Consider the following 13,402-nt stretch of genomic DNA (forward strand, 5'->3'; position numbering starts at 1 on the left):
CCCGCCAGCTCCGCCCCGGTTCAGGCCGCCGATCCCTTTGGCCAGGAGATGACGCTGGAGCCGAAGAAGGTCGTGATGGCCAAGGGAAGCGCCAACTGGGATTCCGCCTTCGACACGCTGATCGATTCGTTCAAGGCGCTGAACGCGCTTTTGGACAAGCAGGGCATCAAGCCCGCGGGCAATCCGATGATCGTCTACACCTCGACCGACGACACCGGCTTCACCTTCCTCGCGGAGATCCCGATCGACCAGGATCCCAAGAGCCTGGGCAAGGACATGAGCATCGGCAAGTCGCCGGAGGGCAAGGCGCTGAAGTTCGTCCATCGCGGCTCCTACGACAACATGGACAACACCTATGAGGCGATCACCAATCACCTCGACGACAAGAAGCTGGAAGCCAAGGACACTTTCATCGAGGAGTACCTCACCGATCCCCTGAAGACGGCGGAGGACAAGCTCGTGATCAACGTCTATGTGCCGCTGAAGTGAACGTGATGAAGAACAACGCGATCATGGCCGCTGTTTTCACCGCCGCGCTTGGCGCGACTCCTGCGCTTGCCGACGATTTTCCGTCGGCGGTCTCGGTGAGCGGCGAGGCGAGCGTGTCGGCGGCACCTGATCTCGCGCAGATCGATGCGGGTGTCGCCAACGACGCGAAGACCGCGAAGGAAGCCTCCGACGCCAACAACGCGGCGATGGGCAAGGTGCTGCTGGCCTTGAAGGGCGCGGGCATCGACGAGAAGGACTATCAGACCTCGCGGCTATCGCTGCAGCCGCAATATGCAACCTCGTCCAAGACCTCGGACCGCGCAACGAGCATCGTCAGCTTCCGCGCCAGCAACCGCGTCACGGTGAAGATTCGCGACGTGACCAAGGTGGCCAGCGTGATCGACACGCTGGTCGGCGCCGGCGCCAATGATGTCGGCAACATTTCCTTCGAGGTCACGCTGGCCTCGAAACTGCTCGACGGTGCCCGCGAGCAGGCGCTTGCCGATGCCCGCCGCAAGGCCGAGATCTACGCCAAGGCCGCCGGCGTGACGCTCGGCGCGCCCCTCAGCATCTCCGAAGGCGGCGGTCCGATGCCGCTGTTCAAGAGCCGCATAGCAGCCGCACCCATGGCCGCAGCCCCGGCGCAGGTCGCTCCCGGCGAGGAGACGCTGTCGGTGACGGTGAATGTGAGCTGGGCGATCAAGCCGGCACAACCGGCGCAGTAAGAGGCACACTGCCGCACCAACCTGGGTGTGCGCTCGCTACGCTCGCTTGTCCGTGACGACACCGGAGATAAACGGCGCAGTCATCAAATCTCCACCACCTGCCCCGGCTTCAGCGCCACGAACCGCTCGCGCGGGATGCTCGCTGCATCGAGCGCTTCGAGCAGCGCCTTTGCCGGCGCGTCGATGGCCTCATCGGTGAGCTGGAACGTGCCATGGTGATGCGCCAGCGCGGCCTGCGCGCCGCAGTCCGATAGCGCCTTCACCGCGTCTTCCGGATTCATGTGCTGCTCGCGCATGAACCAGCGCGGCTCGTAGGCACCGATCGGCAGGATCGCGAGACGCAAGGGACCGTGCGCTTCGCCGACGCGGCGGAAATGCGCGCCCTCGCCGTAGCCGGAATCGCAGACGACGTAGATCTTTCCCGCGGGCGTCTCCAGCACGAAGCTCGCCCACAGCGCCCTGTTGCGGTCGAACAGGCTGCGCGCCGACCAGTGGCGTGTCGGCACGAGATGCACGGCAATGTCGCCGCCGAGCTCGACGCGGTCGTGCCAGTCGAACGCCTCGGCGCGGATCGCGCCGTCGCGCTCACGCATGGTGAGATCGTTGCCGAGCGGCGTGATCACGCGCGGCGCAAAATTCTTGGCGAGCCGCGACAGCGTCGCGATGTCGAGGTGATCGTAGTGACCGTGCGAGACCAGCACGACGTCGATCTTCGGCAGCTTGTCGAAGGCGATGCCGGGGTCGTTGTGGCGCTTCGGCCCGGCCCAGCCCACCGGCGAGACCCGCATCGACCAGACAGGATCGACGAGGATATTGAGCCCGCCGGTCTGGATCAGCCAGCTCGCGTGCCCGACAAAGGACAGCCTGACCTTGCCGCCATTAACCTCCACCGGCGGATAATCGGCATAGGGGCTCGGAACCCAGGCCGGCCAGACCGACCGGTCGCGCTTGCCGCCGAACTGCCAGCGCAGGACCTCGCGCAGCGATTTTGGCGGAACTCCATCGGGGTCGAAGAACTTTTCGCCGTCGAAATGATCGGACGGCGGGCCGGAATAGGTCTTGATGCTGCGGCGGGTCATCTAACGGCCCGAATGGCCCCAAAATAAAGGTTCCGGGAAGGAATAAGCAGCCGAACCGCCCCCTTCAAGATGCCACATTCCGGCTTGTTTCCTTGACTTTTGCGGCTTGCGGGGGTTTAAGGCCGCACCACTTCTCGGAAAGGCTTTCTTTTCGACCCGCCGACTGGCCCTGGAGGCCAGAGGTCAACGCCCGACAGCGCGATGCGCCCTCGGGCGTAAAGGTGTTTGGAAGATCGTATTTGGCTTCGGGCCACGACCCGAGCAAGTGGTCATCCCCTGCGAAGGCGGGGGATCCAGTATTCCGAGACGGCTCGGCTTGAACCGAGAGGCCGCGGCGTACTGGATGCCCCGCCTTCGCGGGGCATGACAGCGGAGAGTAACGGAGCGCGCCCCCACGGGGGACAGCAACAGGACGACTTCATTGTTCGACAATCTGTCGGAAAGGCTTGGCGGCATCCTCGATCGTCTGACGGGGCGCGGTGCGCTGACCGAAAAGGACGTCGACGCCGCGATGCGCGAAGTGCGCCGCGCGCTGCTGGAGGCCGACGTCGCGCTCGAAGTGGTGCGCAGCTTCACCGAGCGCGTGCGCGAGCAGGCGATCGGCGCCACCGTCGTGAAGTCGGTCACCCCCGGCCAGATGGTCGTCAAGATCGTCCATGACGAGCTGATCAACACGCTCGGCGCCGAAGGCCAGACCATCGACGTGAATTCCGTGCCGCCGGTGCCGATCATGATGGTCGGCCTGCAAGGTTCCGGCAAGACGACGACCACCGCGAAGCTCGCCCGCCGCCTCGTCCAGCGCGACAAGCGCAAGGTGCTGATGGCTTCGCTCGACGTCTACCGTCCGGCGGCGATGGAGCAGCTCGCCGTGCTCGGCCGCGATCTCGACATTCCGACCCTGCCGATCGTCGCGGGCCAGCAGCCGCCGCAAATCGCGAAGCGCGCGCTGGAAGCCGGCAAGCTCGGCGGCTACGACATCGTGCTGCTCGACACCGCCGGCCGCACCACGCTCGACGAAGAGATGATGGCGGAGGCTGCCGCGATCAAAGCCGCAGCCAATCCGCATGAAGTGCTGCTGGTTGCGGATAGCCTCACCGGCCAGGACGCGGTGAACCTCGCGCGCTCGTTCGATCAGCGCGTCGGCCTCACGGGCATCGTGCTGACAAGGGTGGACGGCGACGGCCGCGGCGGCGCCGCGCTGTCGATGCGCGCAGTCACCGGCAAGCCGATCAAGCTGATCGGCACCGGCGAAAAGACCGATGCGCTGGAGGATTTCCATCCCGACCGTATCGCCGGCCGTATCCTCGGCATGGGCGACGTGGTGTCGCTGGTCGAACGGGCCGCCGCGAACATCGACGCCGAGAAGGCCGCGCGCACCGCCGAGCGGATGCGCAAGGGCCAGTTCGATCTCAACGACATGCGCGAGCAGCTGTCGCAGATGGCCAATATGGGCGGCATCAGCGGGCTGATGGGCATGATGCCCGGCATCTCCAAGATGAAGAACCAGATTGCCGCCGCAGGGATCGACGACAAGATCCTGAAGCGGCAGGTCGCGATCATCGATTCCATGACGCGCGAGGAGCGCCGGCACCCCGACCTGCTCAAGGCGAGTCGCAAGAAGCGGATCGCCGCCGGAAGCGGCCAGAGCGTCGAGCACGTCAACAAGCTGCTCAAGATGCACCGGAACATGGCCGACGTGATGAAGGCGATGGGCTCGGGCAAGCGCGGCCCGCTCGCCGGCATCGCGCAGGCCATGGGCTTTGGCGGCGGCATGAAGATGCCCTCGCCCGAAGAGATGAAGGCGCTGCAGGAGAAGATGCAGGGCGGTGGCGGCGGACAGGGCTTGCCCAACCTGCCGAAGGATTTGCCGCCTGGTCTTCGCACCGGCCTGCCGAACCTGCCTGGACTGACCGGGCTGAGCGGCAAGCCGACGCTGCCGGGCCTCGGCGGTTTTCCAGGCAAGAAGAAATGAGGAATTCGTCGCGGGGGATCGTCAGCATCCTGCGCAACGCGGAATACCAATCAACCGAACGAACTGTACTTTGAAGGAGAACTGAATGTCCGTCGTTATCCGCCTCGCGCGCGCAGGCACCAAGAAGCGCCCCGTCTATCACGTTGTCGTCGCCGACTCGCGCTTTCCGCGCGATGGCCGCTTCATCGAGCGCTTGGGCTATTTCAACCCGCTGCTGCCGAAGGACAACGAGACCCGTCTCAAGCTCGACATGGACAAGGTGAAGGCCTGGCTCGCCAAGGGCGCGCAGCCCTCGGACCGCGTGATGCGCTTCCTGGACGCAGCCGGCGTGAAGAAGCGCGAAGCGCGCAGCAACCCGCAGAAGGCCGTGCCGCGCAAGGAGCGCAAGGCGCAGGCCGAAGCCGCCGCGAAGGCTTAAGTCTCTTCGATGCCCAGGCCTTCATGCTTCGAGACGCACGGCTTTCGCCGTGCTCCTCAGCATGAGTGTCTATCTCCTCATCCTGAGGAGCACGCGCACCCGAGCAAGCCGAGCGAAAGCGAGGCCGTCGCGAACGGTGCAAACAAAGCGTGCGTCTCGAAGGGTGAGGCCACCTGATGTCTCAACTCATTTGCGTCGCGCGGATCGGCGCCGCGCATGGAGTGCGCGGCGCGGTCAAATTGTGGACCTTCACCGAAGATCCCTTTGCCGTGCGGCGCTATGGTCCGCTGTCGACCCTCGACGGCAAGCGCCAGTTCGAGCTCGCGCAGGCACGCGAGGCCAAGGATCATCTGGTCGCGACGTTCAAGGGCGTCACGACCCGCGATGAAGCCGAACGGCTCAACGGCATCGAGCTCTATGTCGCGCGCGAAAAGCTGCCTGCGACCGATGACGACGAATATTACCACGCCGATCTGATCGGGCTCGCCGCCGTCACCACGGCCGGCGACGCGCTCGGTCGTGTGTTCGCGATCCACAATTTCGGCGCCGGCGACATCATCGAGATTGCTCCGCCCAAGGGTACGACGATGCTGCTGCCGTTCTCCAACGCGGTGGTGCCGGAGGTCGATCTCGACGGCGGTCGCGTCGTGATCGCGCTGCCGCAGGAGATCGAAGGCGAGGACGAAGGCGACGCTCTCTCCACCAGTCCCCGCGAAAGCGGGGACCCATAACCACAGGCCGTGGTTTTTGGCTAAGCTGATTGCAATGACCAACTCCTCACCCTGGCGCGCGACGGTGCTGACGCTGTTTCCCGAGATGTTTCCGGGACCGCTCGGCGTGAGCCTGGCCGGCCGGGCGCTGGCCTCCGGGCTTTGGGAGCTCGAGGCGCGGGACATCCGGGCGTCCGCGACCGATCGTCACCGCAGCGTCGACGACACGCCGGCCGGTGGCGGGCCGGGCATGGTGCTGCGGGCGGATGTCCTGGCCGCGGCCATCGATGCCGCCGGGATCGGCGAGGTGCGGCCAAAGCTCCTCATGAGCCCCCGCGGTCGGCCATTGACCCAGGCCCGCGTCATCGAGCTGGCAAAGGGCCCCGGCCCCCTGATTGTCTGCGGCCGGTTCGAGGGGATCGACCAGCGGGTGATCGAGGCAAGGGGCCTGGAGGAGGTCTCGATCGGCGATTACGTGCTTTCCGGCGGCGAAATCGCAGCACTGGCGCTGATCGACGCGTGCGTGCGGCTCTTGCCGGGAGTGATGGGCAAGGAGGCCTCGGGAACCGAGGAAAGCTTCTCCGAAGGTCTCCTGGAATATCCCCAATACACCCGTCCGCAGCTGTTTGAAGGGGTTCCGATCCCGGAGATCCTTACCTCCGGCGACCATGCCAAGGTCGCGGCCTGGCGGCGGGCCGAATCCGAGGCCCTGACGGCTGCCCGGCGGCCGGATCTGTGGGAAAAAGCGACGAATCGAGCCTCCGGCCAAAAAACGCCAAAAAACAAGACAGACGGGTGACAAACGCTCCCGCTTGCCTTATAGGAGCGGCCAAATCCGCAATGGCTGGATAGACGAATTTCGCGCAGCCCCCTCTTTTTCGTGGCTGGGCGCGCCGATGGAGAATTACCCATGAACCTGATCAAGCAGCTCGAAAAAGAGCAATTCGACAAGCTCTCCGCCGGCAAGGAGATTCCGGAATTCGCCCCCGGCGACACCGTGATCGTCAACGTGAAGGTCGTCGAAGGCGACCGCACCCGCGTGCAGGCCTATGAAGGCGTCTGCATCGGCCGTTCCGGCGGTGGCCTCAACGAGAGCTTCACCGTGCGCAAGATCTCCTACGGCGAGGGCGTCGAGCGCGTGTTCCCGCTGCTCTCCCCGATGATCGACTCGATCAAGGTGGTGCGTCGCGGCAAGGTGCGTCGCGCCAAGCTCTATTACCTGCGCAATCTCCGCGGCAAGTCGGCTCGCATCGTCGAGAAGCAGGACCGCGCGACTGCAGTCAACGAGTAATCTTCGCAACAGGCGGATCGGCGAAGAAGCGCGGGGCTTGGCTCCGCGCTTTTTTGTTTGCGGTTCGTGCGGTGACGACGAGGTGTCGATCCTCATCCTGAGGAGCGCGGAACGCGCGTCTCGAAGGATGAAGGCCCGGTCCGTGGCCTCGCCCTTCGAGACGCGCGCCAAGGCGCGCTCCTCAGGGTGAGGGGCATGCCCTGTGCAAGTAGTGAAAGCTCTCGCGCTTCCAAATCGGCCTGCTATATATTCCTGGAATGTTTCCAGATCAGACCCGCAACGAGCCCATCAAGCGCATCGTCATCGACGATCGCTCGCGGCTGCCTGGCCGGTTCTTCGGACGCTTTGCGACCTCGGCAACGTCAGAGCTTAGACGCGCAGCTTAAACGCTGCGCCGACGATTTGTTTGCCCGCGCGCAAAGGCGCGCTTCACATCGCTACCAAACATTGCTGGAGCTCACGCTCATGTCCAAACCGACCACACTGTACGACAAGATCTGGAACGATCACCTGGTGCACGAAGCCGAGGACGGCACCTGCCTGCTCTATATCGACCGCCATCTGGTGCACGAAGTCACCTCGCCGCAGGCTTTCGAAGGCCTGCGTACCACGGGCCGCAAGGTGCACGCGCCCGAAAAGACGCTCGCCGTCGTCGACCACAACGTGCCGACCACCGATCGCACCAAGCCGAACCCCGACCCTGAAAGCATCGAGCAGATCAAGGCGCTCGCGGAGAATGCCAAGGAATTCGGCATCGAATATTACAACGAGTTCGACAAGCGCCAGGGCATCGTCCACGTCATCGGCCCCGAGCAGGGCTTTACGCTGCCCGGCACCACCATCGTCTGCGGTGACAGCCACACCTCGACGCATGGCGCGTTCGGCGCGCTCGCGCACGGCATCGGCACGAGCGAGGTCGAGCACGTGCTGGCGACGCAGACGCTGATCCAGAAGAAGGCCAAGAACATGCGCGTCACCGTCGACGGCAAATTGCCGGAGGGCGTGACGGGCAAGGACATCATCCTGGCCATCATCGGCGAGATCGGCACCGCCGGCGGCACCGGTTACGTGCTGGAATACGCTGGCGATGCGATCCGCGCGCTCAGCATGGAAGGCCGCATGACGGTCTGCAACATGTCGATCGAAGGTGGCGCCCGCGCCGGCCTCGTCGCGCCCGACCAGAAGGCCTTCGACTTCCTGCGCGGCCGTCCGAAGTCGCCGCAGGGCGCAGCCTGGGATGACGCGATGCGCTACTGGGAGAAGTTGCGCTCCGACGACGGCGCGCATTTCGACCACGAGCTTCGGCTGGATGCAGCCAAGCTGCCGCCGATCGTGACCTGGGGCACCTCGCCTGAAGACGTGATCTCGGTGACCGGCCTCGTGCCGGATCCGGACAAGATCGAGGATGAGGCCAAGCGCCTCTCCAAGCATCGCGCGCTGAAATATATGGGCCTGGCCGCGGGCACGAAGATCACCGACATCAAGCTCGATCGCGTCTTCATCGGCTCCTGCACCAACGGGCGCATCGAAGACCTGCGCGCCGCGGCGAAGATCGCCGAGGGCAAGACCGTCAGCGCCCATGTCAACGCCATGGTCGTGCCGGGCTCCGGCATCGTGAAGGAGCAGGCCGAAGCGGAGGGTCTGGACAAGATCTTCATCAAGGCCGGCTTCGAATGGCGTGAGCCGGGCTGCTCGATGTGCCTCGCCATGAACCCGGACAAGCTCAAGCCGGAAGAGCGCTGCGCCTCGACCTCGAACCGCAATTTCGAGGGCCGCCAGGGCTTCAAGGGCCGCACGCATCTGGTGTCGCCGGCGATGGCGGCCGCGGCTGCGATCGCGGGTCACTTCGTCGACGTCAGGGATTGGCGCTGAGCCACATCAGCGCAATTCTAACGATCCGGGCAAGCGTGCCTTAAGCGGCTTGCCCCAAGACTTCATCCTCGCGACGAGCTCGCGAGGATGAAGATGGCCAACAAGCCGGACTACATCGACCTCATCAGCGATGCGACGCGCCAGCATCGGCGCCGCGCTGCGCCGTCGCGCGTCGTCGCCAAGCCCGAGATCGAGGAGACCTCGCGCCTCAGCCGCTGGCCGCCGGCGATGTTCCGGCAATGGAAGCTCGACAATCTGATGCGCTGGAAGCCTGCATCCTGGAAGCTCGGGGATTGGCTCTAGCCACAAGCACTCCGCATCATGCCCGGGGCATCCACGACCTTTCTTTGCGAGGCCAAGAACGTGGATGGCCGGGACGAAGCCCGGCCATGACGTGACGGATAGAGTTCGGCGGTTCTCACATCACCAATAGCGATGCCGCCAGCCCCAGTGGTGCCAGCGATGCCAATGGTGCCAGCGGCAGATGCGGCGCGGGCCCCAATGGGTCCAGATGACCCGGCAGCGGCGCGGATAGCTGTAATAGGGATAGTAGCCGCCGTAATAGTAGCGCCGGTGGAAGTGGCGATAGCCGTAGTAGGGACGATAACCCCAGTGACGGTGATATCCGCCGTAACGGAAGCCGCCATAGCGATAGCCGCCGCCATGAAAGGCCGGCGCGGCACGGAAGCCACCACCGTGGAAGCCGCCGCCACGGACGCCGCCGAAATGCGCTCCGCCACCGCCGTGAAACCCTCCGCCGCCGTGAAAACCTCCACCACCACGGAAGCCGCCCCCATGGCCGCCACCGCCGCCACCACCGTGGCGGACCTGCGTGACCATGTCATCGGTCGCGGCTTTCGCTGCCGGTAAGGCGACCGGATTGATTGGGGTCAGCGCCTCGGCGCGCTGCGCAGTCCCTGCCGACAGCACCAGCGCTGCCACGGCCGCAAGTCCGAACAAGCGGACCACGCTCGCCGGGGGATCAAAACTCCTCAGCATCAAACCCTCCCTGGATCTGGACAGCGCGGCGTGAGCCCACCTCGAAGTGCGAGGCGGACGTGGCGGGCGCTGTTCATTTGCGGTCGCTCCCCAAGATTAAATTAGGGACAGTGACGTGAACGCCTCATGAATGAATGAGAGCGAGAGGATCGGCTGCGATGGAGAGTCGCTAGAGAGCGTGCAGTTGCGCCAACAAAAGAGCGCGGAAGTCTCACCACCACGGCCCGAAGCCGAGCACGAAGGGAGCGGGCACGCTGTAGGGATAGGGCCGATAATAGACGGGCCGCGCGTAGTAGTGCGGCTGATAGGGCGCGTGCCGAACGCTACGCACGTATCGGTCGTGACGTCGCATGCCGAAATCAACCGTTCGCGCCGACGACTGCTGCGTGGCGATTGACGTCGCCGCAACCGATGCATCAGGCAGGGCCATTGCCAGTCCCAATGCGCCGACGATGACGATCGCTGTCTTCATGACCATCTCCATGCCGCCAGCATGAAGCCTTCGTGACGTCATCTGCAAGCGAAAACAGGCCCGGTTATCCGGGCCTGTTTTGCCGCCGATCGACGCGTCACCACCAGCGCCGGTGATGCCAATGGTGCCAGCGCCAGTGATGATGGTGCCAGCCACGCCAATGCACTTCCGTCGTGGTGGCAGCGACATCCTGCACCGCTGGTGCGGCGCCGGGATTGATGAGGGATACGGCATGCGCGCGCTGGATGGGCGCAGCGGACATCAGCACGGCTGCGACGGCAGCGAGACCGAACACCCTAGCCTTCGTGAATTGCATGTCGTCCTCCTCCTATCTCCAAGTGTGACGCAATATGTGTGACGAAAATCCAGCATGGCGTCACGGAGGAGAACGCTAGAGGCGGCAGCCTGAATCGTGTATGAATGAACGCGCCGCAAAGATGAATGCAAAGAGCTGCTCGCGAAAGACCTGCGGCCAGATGCTTTCGAGACCCGCGCAACGCATTTCGTTTGCGCCAATAAAACCAACCGTCAATGATCAGCGTATCTTCTGGACGACCAGATGCAGGAGATGGTCATGGCACTGTCACGTGGTGGGCTGCCGGTTTCGCGCTTTGCTGTTTCAACGGTTACCCTGTTCGGCTCGGAGGTCGCGCTCGCCGCACAAGGACCGGGCGTTGAAGTGGGCGCGGCGAGCCCGTTCGTGCAAGCGGTGATGGCGATCCTGGTCTACGGCGCGTCCGCGCTCGTCGTCGGCGTTGGCCTGATCGGGGCGTTGCGAGGTCGTTGATCTAGCCCCGTCGCCAGTAGCAGCTCATGCGCGGCACGATCACGGTGCCGCTCGGCCGATATTCCTGCACATAGGTGGCGTTGCATTCCCGTACCGCGTCCGGGCCGGGATTGTAGCGCGGATAGACCCCGTCCGGCGTCTCGTACGGCACCACGCGCAACCGCGGCCGGCGGCGCGGCGGCGGCGCATCCGGGGGCAAGGCATCTGGCGAAAAGACCTGGGCCAGCCGGACTGCGGCGCCAGTCGCCTGGGCTTTCGCGCCGGAATCAAAAAACAGCGAAAACAACCCCATGCAAAGTAAGACCTGGCAAAGTAAGATCAGTGCCGCTGTTCCCGCCCGCATCGTGCCACCCACCTGAATCGACCCCATCAAGGCGCCGTACGCTCCCCGTTTTGGTGCCGCGCGTCAACCTTGCCGCGATCATAAAGCCGGATGCATCGCCGGGGAACCCGCGCTAAGAGAGGGCATGTGGACGGAATTGAAAGCGCCTTCGCTCGCCGAAATGGAGGCGGTGGCGCACGACATCTTCGAGCGCCTGCCGAAACACTTTCGCGATCTCTGCGAGGGCGTGATCCTCCGCGTCGACGACTTCCCGACTGACGAGGTCCTCGACGAGATGGACTGCGAGAGCGAGTTCGACCTGCTCGGCCTGTTCCAGGGGGTCGGCCTGCCGCGGCAAAGCTTCGCCGACGTGGCGCGGCTGCCGAACATGGTTTGGCTCTACCGCCGGCCGATCCTGGATTATTGGGCCGAGCACGAGGAGAGCCTCGGCCATATCGTCCGCCACGTGCTGATCCATGAGATCGGGCACCATTTCGGCCTCTCCGACGACGATATGGCCGCGATTGAGGCCTCCGTAGACTAGATCTCATCGAGCCACGGGCTCGGTCAACCTCCCCCGCAAGCGGGAGAGGGAGCCGACCTACTTCGTGGCGAGCAGATGAGATCTGCCGAATTTGGCCTAGGATTCGGGCCCTAATCGCGATAAACAGCCGTTCCCCTGACCTACCCGGGAAGCGCAACCATGGACAAGTTCACCACGCTGGAAGGCGTCGCGGCGCCGCTGAAGATCATCAATGTCGACACCGACATGATCATTCCGAAGCAGTACCTGAAGACCATCAAGCGTACCGGCCTTGGCAAGGGGCTGTTCTCCGAGCAGCGCTACAACGACGACGGCAGCGAGAATCCGGACTTCGTGCTCAACCAGCCGGCCTATCGCAATTCGAAGGTGCTGGTCGCCGGCGACAATTTCGGCTGCGGCTCGAGCCGCGAGCACGCGCCCTGGGCGCTGCTCGACTTCGGCATCCGCTGCGTGATCTCGACCTCGTTCGGCGACATCTTCTACAACAACTGCTTCAAGAACGGCATTCTGCCGATCCGCGTTGCCCAAGAAGACCTCGACAAGCTGTTCGACGATGCGGAGCGCGGCGCCAATGCGACGCTCACCATCGACCTGCCCAACCAGGAGATCCGCGGCCCCGACGGCGGCAAGGTCAAGTTCGAGATCGACCCGTTCCGCAAGCACTGCCTGATCAACGGCCTCGACGACATCGGCCTCACGATGGAGAAGAAGGCCTCGATCGACACCTACGAGGAGAAGCTCAAGCGCGAACGCGCCTGGGCCTGAGATCGGCTTTTATTTCGAGCCCCGGTGCGATGCGCGCCGGGGCTTTTTCTTTGCCCGCTGTTCTTTGCCCTCTCGCGTTTGTCATTTATAGCTTGCCCGCATGTTGCCCGACATCGTCACCTTCTGGCATGGCCCGATGGACGCGCTGCGCCAGACCTGTCTGCGCTCGCAGCTCGCGGCCGGGCACAGGGTCACTGTCTACAGCTTCGATACGATTCCGGGCCTGCCTTCCGGCGTCGACAATGCCGAGGCCGAAGCAATCCTGCCGCATGTGTTCTCGGAAAAGCTGCGGCCACCGCAGCCGGACGGAAGCTGGCGCGACTGGACCACGCTTCAGTTCAGCGACTTCTTCCGCATGAAGCTGATGGCTCAAGACGCAGGCCTGTGGCTCGACGCCGATGTGCTGCTCTTGAAACCCGTCGAGATCGATCCGGCAAAACCCTATTTTGCCTGGGAGCGGCCGCGCCAGCTCGGCAACTCCGTGCTCTATTTGCCGCCCGAGCACGGCATCGTTCGCGCCTTCGAGGCGCTGATGGAGCAGGAGGAGCTGACGCCGGACTGGCTGTCGCTGCGCCACCGCCTGACGTTTGCATTGCGCCGCCTGCGCGGCGGCTCGAACCGGCTCTCGGATATTCGCGTCGCGATCTATGGTCCGGCCGCGTTGACCGCACTCGCGCATCGCTTCGGCGAACTTGATAACGCGTTGCCCAAGCAGTCGTTCTATGCGGTGCATGCCGAACCAAAACTGTTCTTCGAACCGTCCAACTATCTCGGCCTCGTCGCCAACCCCGAAATCATCGGCCTGCACATCTCGCCCAAGGGACGCGGCGGCCAGAAGCCGATTCCGGGAAGCCTGTATGCCTGGGCCGCGGAGCGGTTTAGCTAAAGCGTGATGGCATTAAGTTCGATAGCCTGAATTTTTGAGGTAGTTGGCGCATTCCTCGGGGGTGAAGGCAT

18 protein-coding genes are annotated in these 13,402 nt (G+C 64.3%); 13 read left to right on the plus strand and 5 right to left on the minus strand.

Annotation, left to right across the window (positions count from 1 at the left end):
• Window positions 1-489 (plus strand): GyrI-like domain-containing protein (locus SO180_RS40360; RefSeq protein WP_449384350.1); only part of this gene is annotated, 489 nt, incomplete at its 5' end.
• Between the two features lie 5 nt (window positions 490-494).
• Complete coding sequence (locus SO180_RS40365; protein ID WP_449384351.1) at window positions 495-1,214, plus strand: SIMPL domain-containing protein; 720 nt, start codon at window positions 495-497, stop codon at window positions 1,212-1,214.
• Window positions 1,215-1,297: 83 nt separating this feature from the next.
• On the opposite strand, the gene SO180_RS40370 is transcribed toward SO180_RS40365, so the two are convergent.
• Entirely contained in the window at window positions 1,298-2,293 is a 996-nt protein-coding gene (locus tag SO180_RS40370) for an MBL fold metallo-hydrolase (protein WP_449384352.1), read from the minus strand.
• A 421-nt stretch (window positions 2,294-2,714) separates the two neighbouring features.
• On the opposite strand from SO180_RS40370, the gene ffh reads away from it, so the two are divergent.
• The 7 genes from ffh (at window position 2,715) to SO180_RS40405 (ending at window position 8,859) form a co-directional block, all read left to right on the plus strand.
• Window positions 2,715-4,265 carry a signal recognition particle protein gene (gene ffh, locus SO180_RS40375; protein WP_449384353.1) on the plus strand — a complete coding sequence of 517 codons (1,551 nt, stop codon included), beginning with the start codon at window positions 2,715-2,717 and terminating at the stop codon, window positions 4,263-4,265.
• Window positions 4,266-4,350: 85 nt separating this feature from the next.
• A complete protein-coding gene (gene rpsP / locus SO180_RS40380; RefSeq protein ID WP_027523519.1) occupies window positions 4,351-4,683 on the plus strand; it encodes a 30S ribosomal protein S16 in 333 nt (110 codons plus the stop codon).
• A 176-nt stretch (window positions 4,684-4,859) separates the two neighbouring features.
• The gene (gene rimM / locus SO180_RS40385) at window positions 4,860-5,414 is read left to right on the plus strand and encodes a ribosome maturation factor RimM (RefSeq protein ID WP_449384354.1); all 555 of its coding nucleotides are present in this window, start codon (window positions 4,860-4,862) and stop codon (window positions 5,412-5,414) included.
• Window positions 5,415-5,448: 34 nt separating this feature from the next.
• Window positions 5,449-6,192 (plus strand): tRNA (guanosine(37)-N1)-methyltransferase TrmD, encoded by a 744-nt coding sequence (gene trmD, locus SO180_RS40390; RefSeq protein ID WP_449384355.1) that lies wholly within the window; start codon window positions 5,449-5,451, stop codon window positions 6,190-6,192.
• A 111-nt stretch (window positions 6,193-6,303) separates the two neighbouring features.
• Window positions 6,304-6,684 carry a 50S ribosomal protein L19 gene (gene rplS / locus SO180_RS40395; protein ID WP_254101811.1) on the plus strand — a complete coding sequence of 127 codons (381 nt, stop codon included), beginning with the start codon at window positions 6,304-6,306 and terminating at the stop codon, window positions 6,682-6,684.
• A gap of 465 nt (window positions 6,685-7,149) precedes the next feature.
• Window positions 7,150-8,556 carry a 3-isopropylmalate dehydratase large subunit gene (gene leuC / locus SO180_RS40400; RefSeq protein ID WP_449384356.1) on the plus strand — a complete coding sequence of 469 codons (1,407 nt, stop codon included), beginning with the start codon at window positions 7,150-7,152 and terminating at the stop codon, window positions 8,554-8,556.
• Window positions 8,557-8,649: 93 nt separating this feature from the next.
• A complete protein-coding gene (locus tag SO180_RS40405) occupies window positions 8,650-8,859 on the plus strand; it encodes a hypothetical protein (protein WP_449384364.1) in 210 nt (69 codons plus the stop codon).
• Window positions 8,860-8,979: 120 nt separating this feature from the next.
• Here SO180_RS40405 and SO180_RS40410 read toward each other — a convergent pair whose 3' ends face one another.
• From SO180_RS40410 to SO180_RS40420, 3 genes are all read right to left on the minus strand, one after another.
• Window positions 8,980-9,555, minus strand: coding sequence for a hypothetical protein (locus SO180_RS40410; protein WP_449384357.1), 576 nt, complete (start codon window positions 9,553-9,555; stop codon window positions 8,980-8,982).
• Between the two features lie 211 nt (window positions 9,556-9,766).
• Entirely contained in the window at window positions 9,767-10,027 is a 261-nt protein-coding gene (locus SO180_RS40415; protein WP_449384358.1) for a hypothetical protein, read from the minus strand.
• A gap of 97 nt (window positions 10,028-10,124) precedes the next feature.
• Complete coding sequence (locus tag SO180_RS40420; protein ID WP_449384359.1) at window positions 10,125-10,343, minus strand: hypothetical protein; 219 nt, start codon at window positions 10,341-10,343, stop codon at window positions 10,125-10,127.
• A 243-nt stretch (window positions 10,344-10,586) separates the two neighbouring features.
• On the opposite strand from SO180_RS40420, the gene SO180_RS40425 reads away from it, so the two are divergent.
• Complete coding sequence (locus SO180_RS40425; RefSeq protein ID WP_449384360.1) at window positions 10,587-10,814, plus strand: hypothetical protein; 228 nt, start codon at window positions 10,587-10,589, stop codon at window positions 10,812-10,814.
• A gap of 1 nt (window position 10,815) precedes the next feature.
• Here the strand turns inward: SO180_RS40425 and SO180_RS40430 are convergent, their stop codons facing one another.
• Window positions 10,816-11,106, minus strand: coding sequence for a hypothetical protein (locus tag SO180_RS40430; RefSeq protein WP_449384365.1), 291 nt, complete (start codon window positions 11,104-11,106; stop codon window positions 10,816-10,818).
• Window positions 11,107-11,281: 175 nt separating this feature from the next.
• Between SO180_RS40430 and SO180_RS40435 the strand changes: the two genes are divergently transcribed.
• The 3 genes from SO180_RS40435 to SO180_RS40445 all read left to right on the plus strand — a co-directional run bounded on the left by SO180_RS40435 (window position 11,282) and on the right by SO180_RS40445 (window position 13,331).
• A complete protein-coding gene (locus tag SO180_RS40435) occupies window positions 11,282-11,680 on the plus strand; it encodes a metallopeptidase family protein (RefSeq protein WP_449384361.1) in 399 nt (132 codons plus the stop codon).
• A gap of 159 nt (window positions 11,681-11,839) precedes the next feature.
• The gene (leuD, locus tag SO180_RS40440) at window positions 11,840-12,445 is read left to right on the plus strand and encodes a 3-isopropylmalate dehydratase small subunit (protein WP_449384362.1); all 606 of its coding nucleotides are present in this window, start codon (window positions 11,840-11,842) and stop codon (window positions 12,443-12,445) included.
• A gap of 100 nt (window positions 12,446-12,545) precedes the next feature.
• Window positions 12,546-13,331, plus strand: coding sequence for a glycosyltransferase family 32 protein (locus SO180_RS40445; RefSeq protein ID WP_449384363.1), 786 nt, complete (start codon window positions 12,546-12,548; stop codon window positions 13,329-13,331).
• Window positions 13,332-13,402 lie beyond the last annotated feature (71 nt).

Source organism: Bradyrhizobium sp. UFLA05-112 (assembly GCF_053572325.1).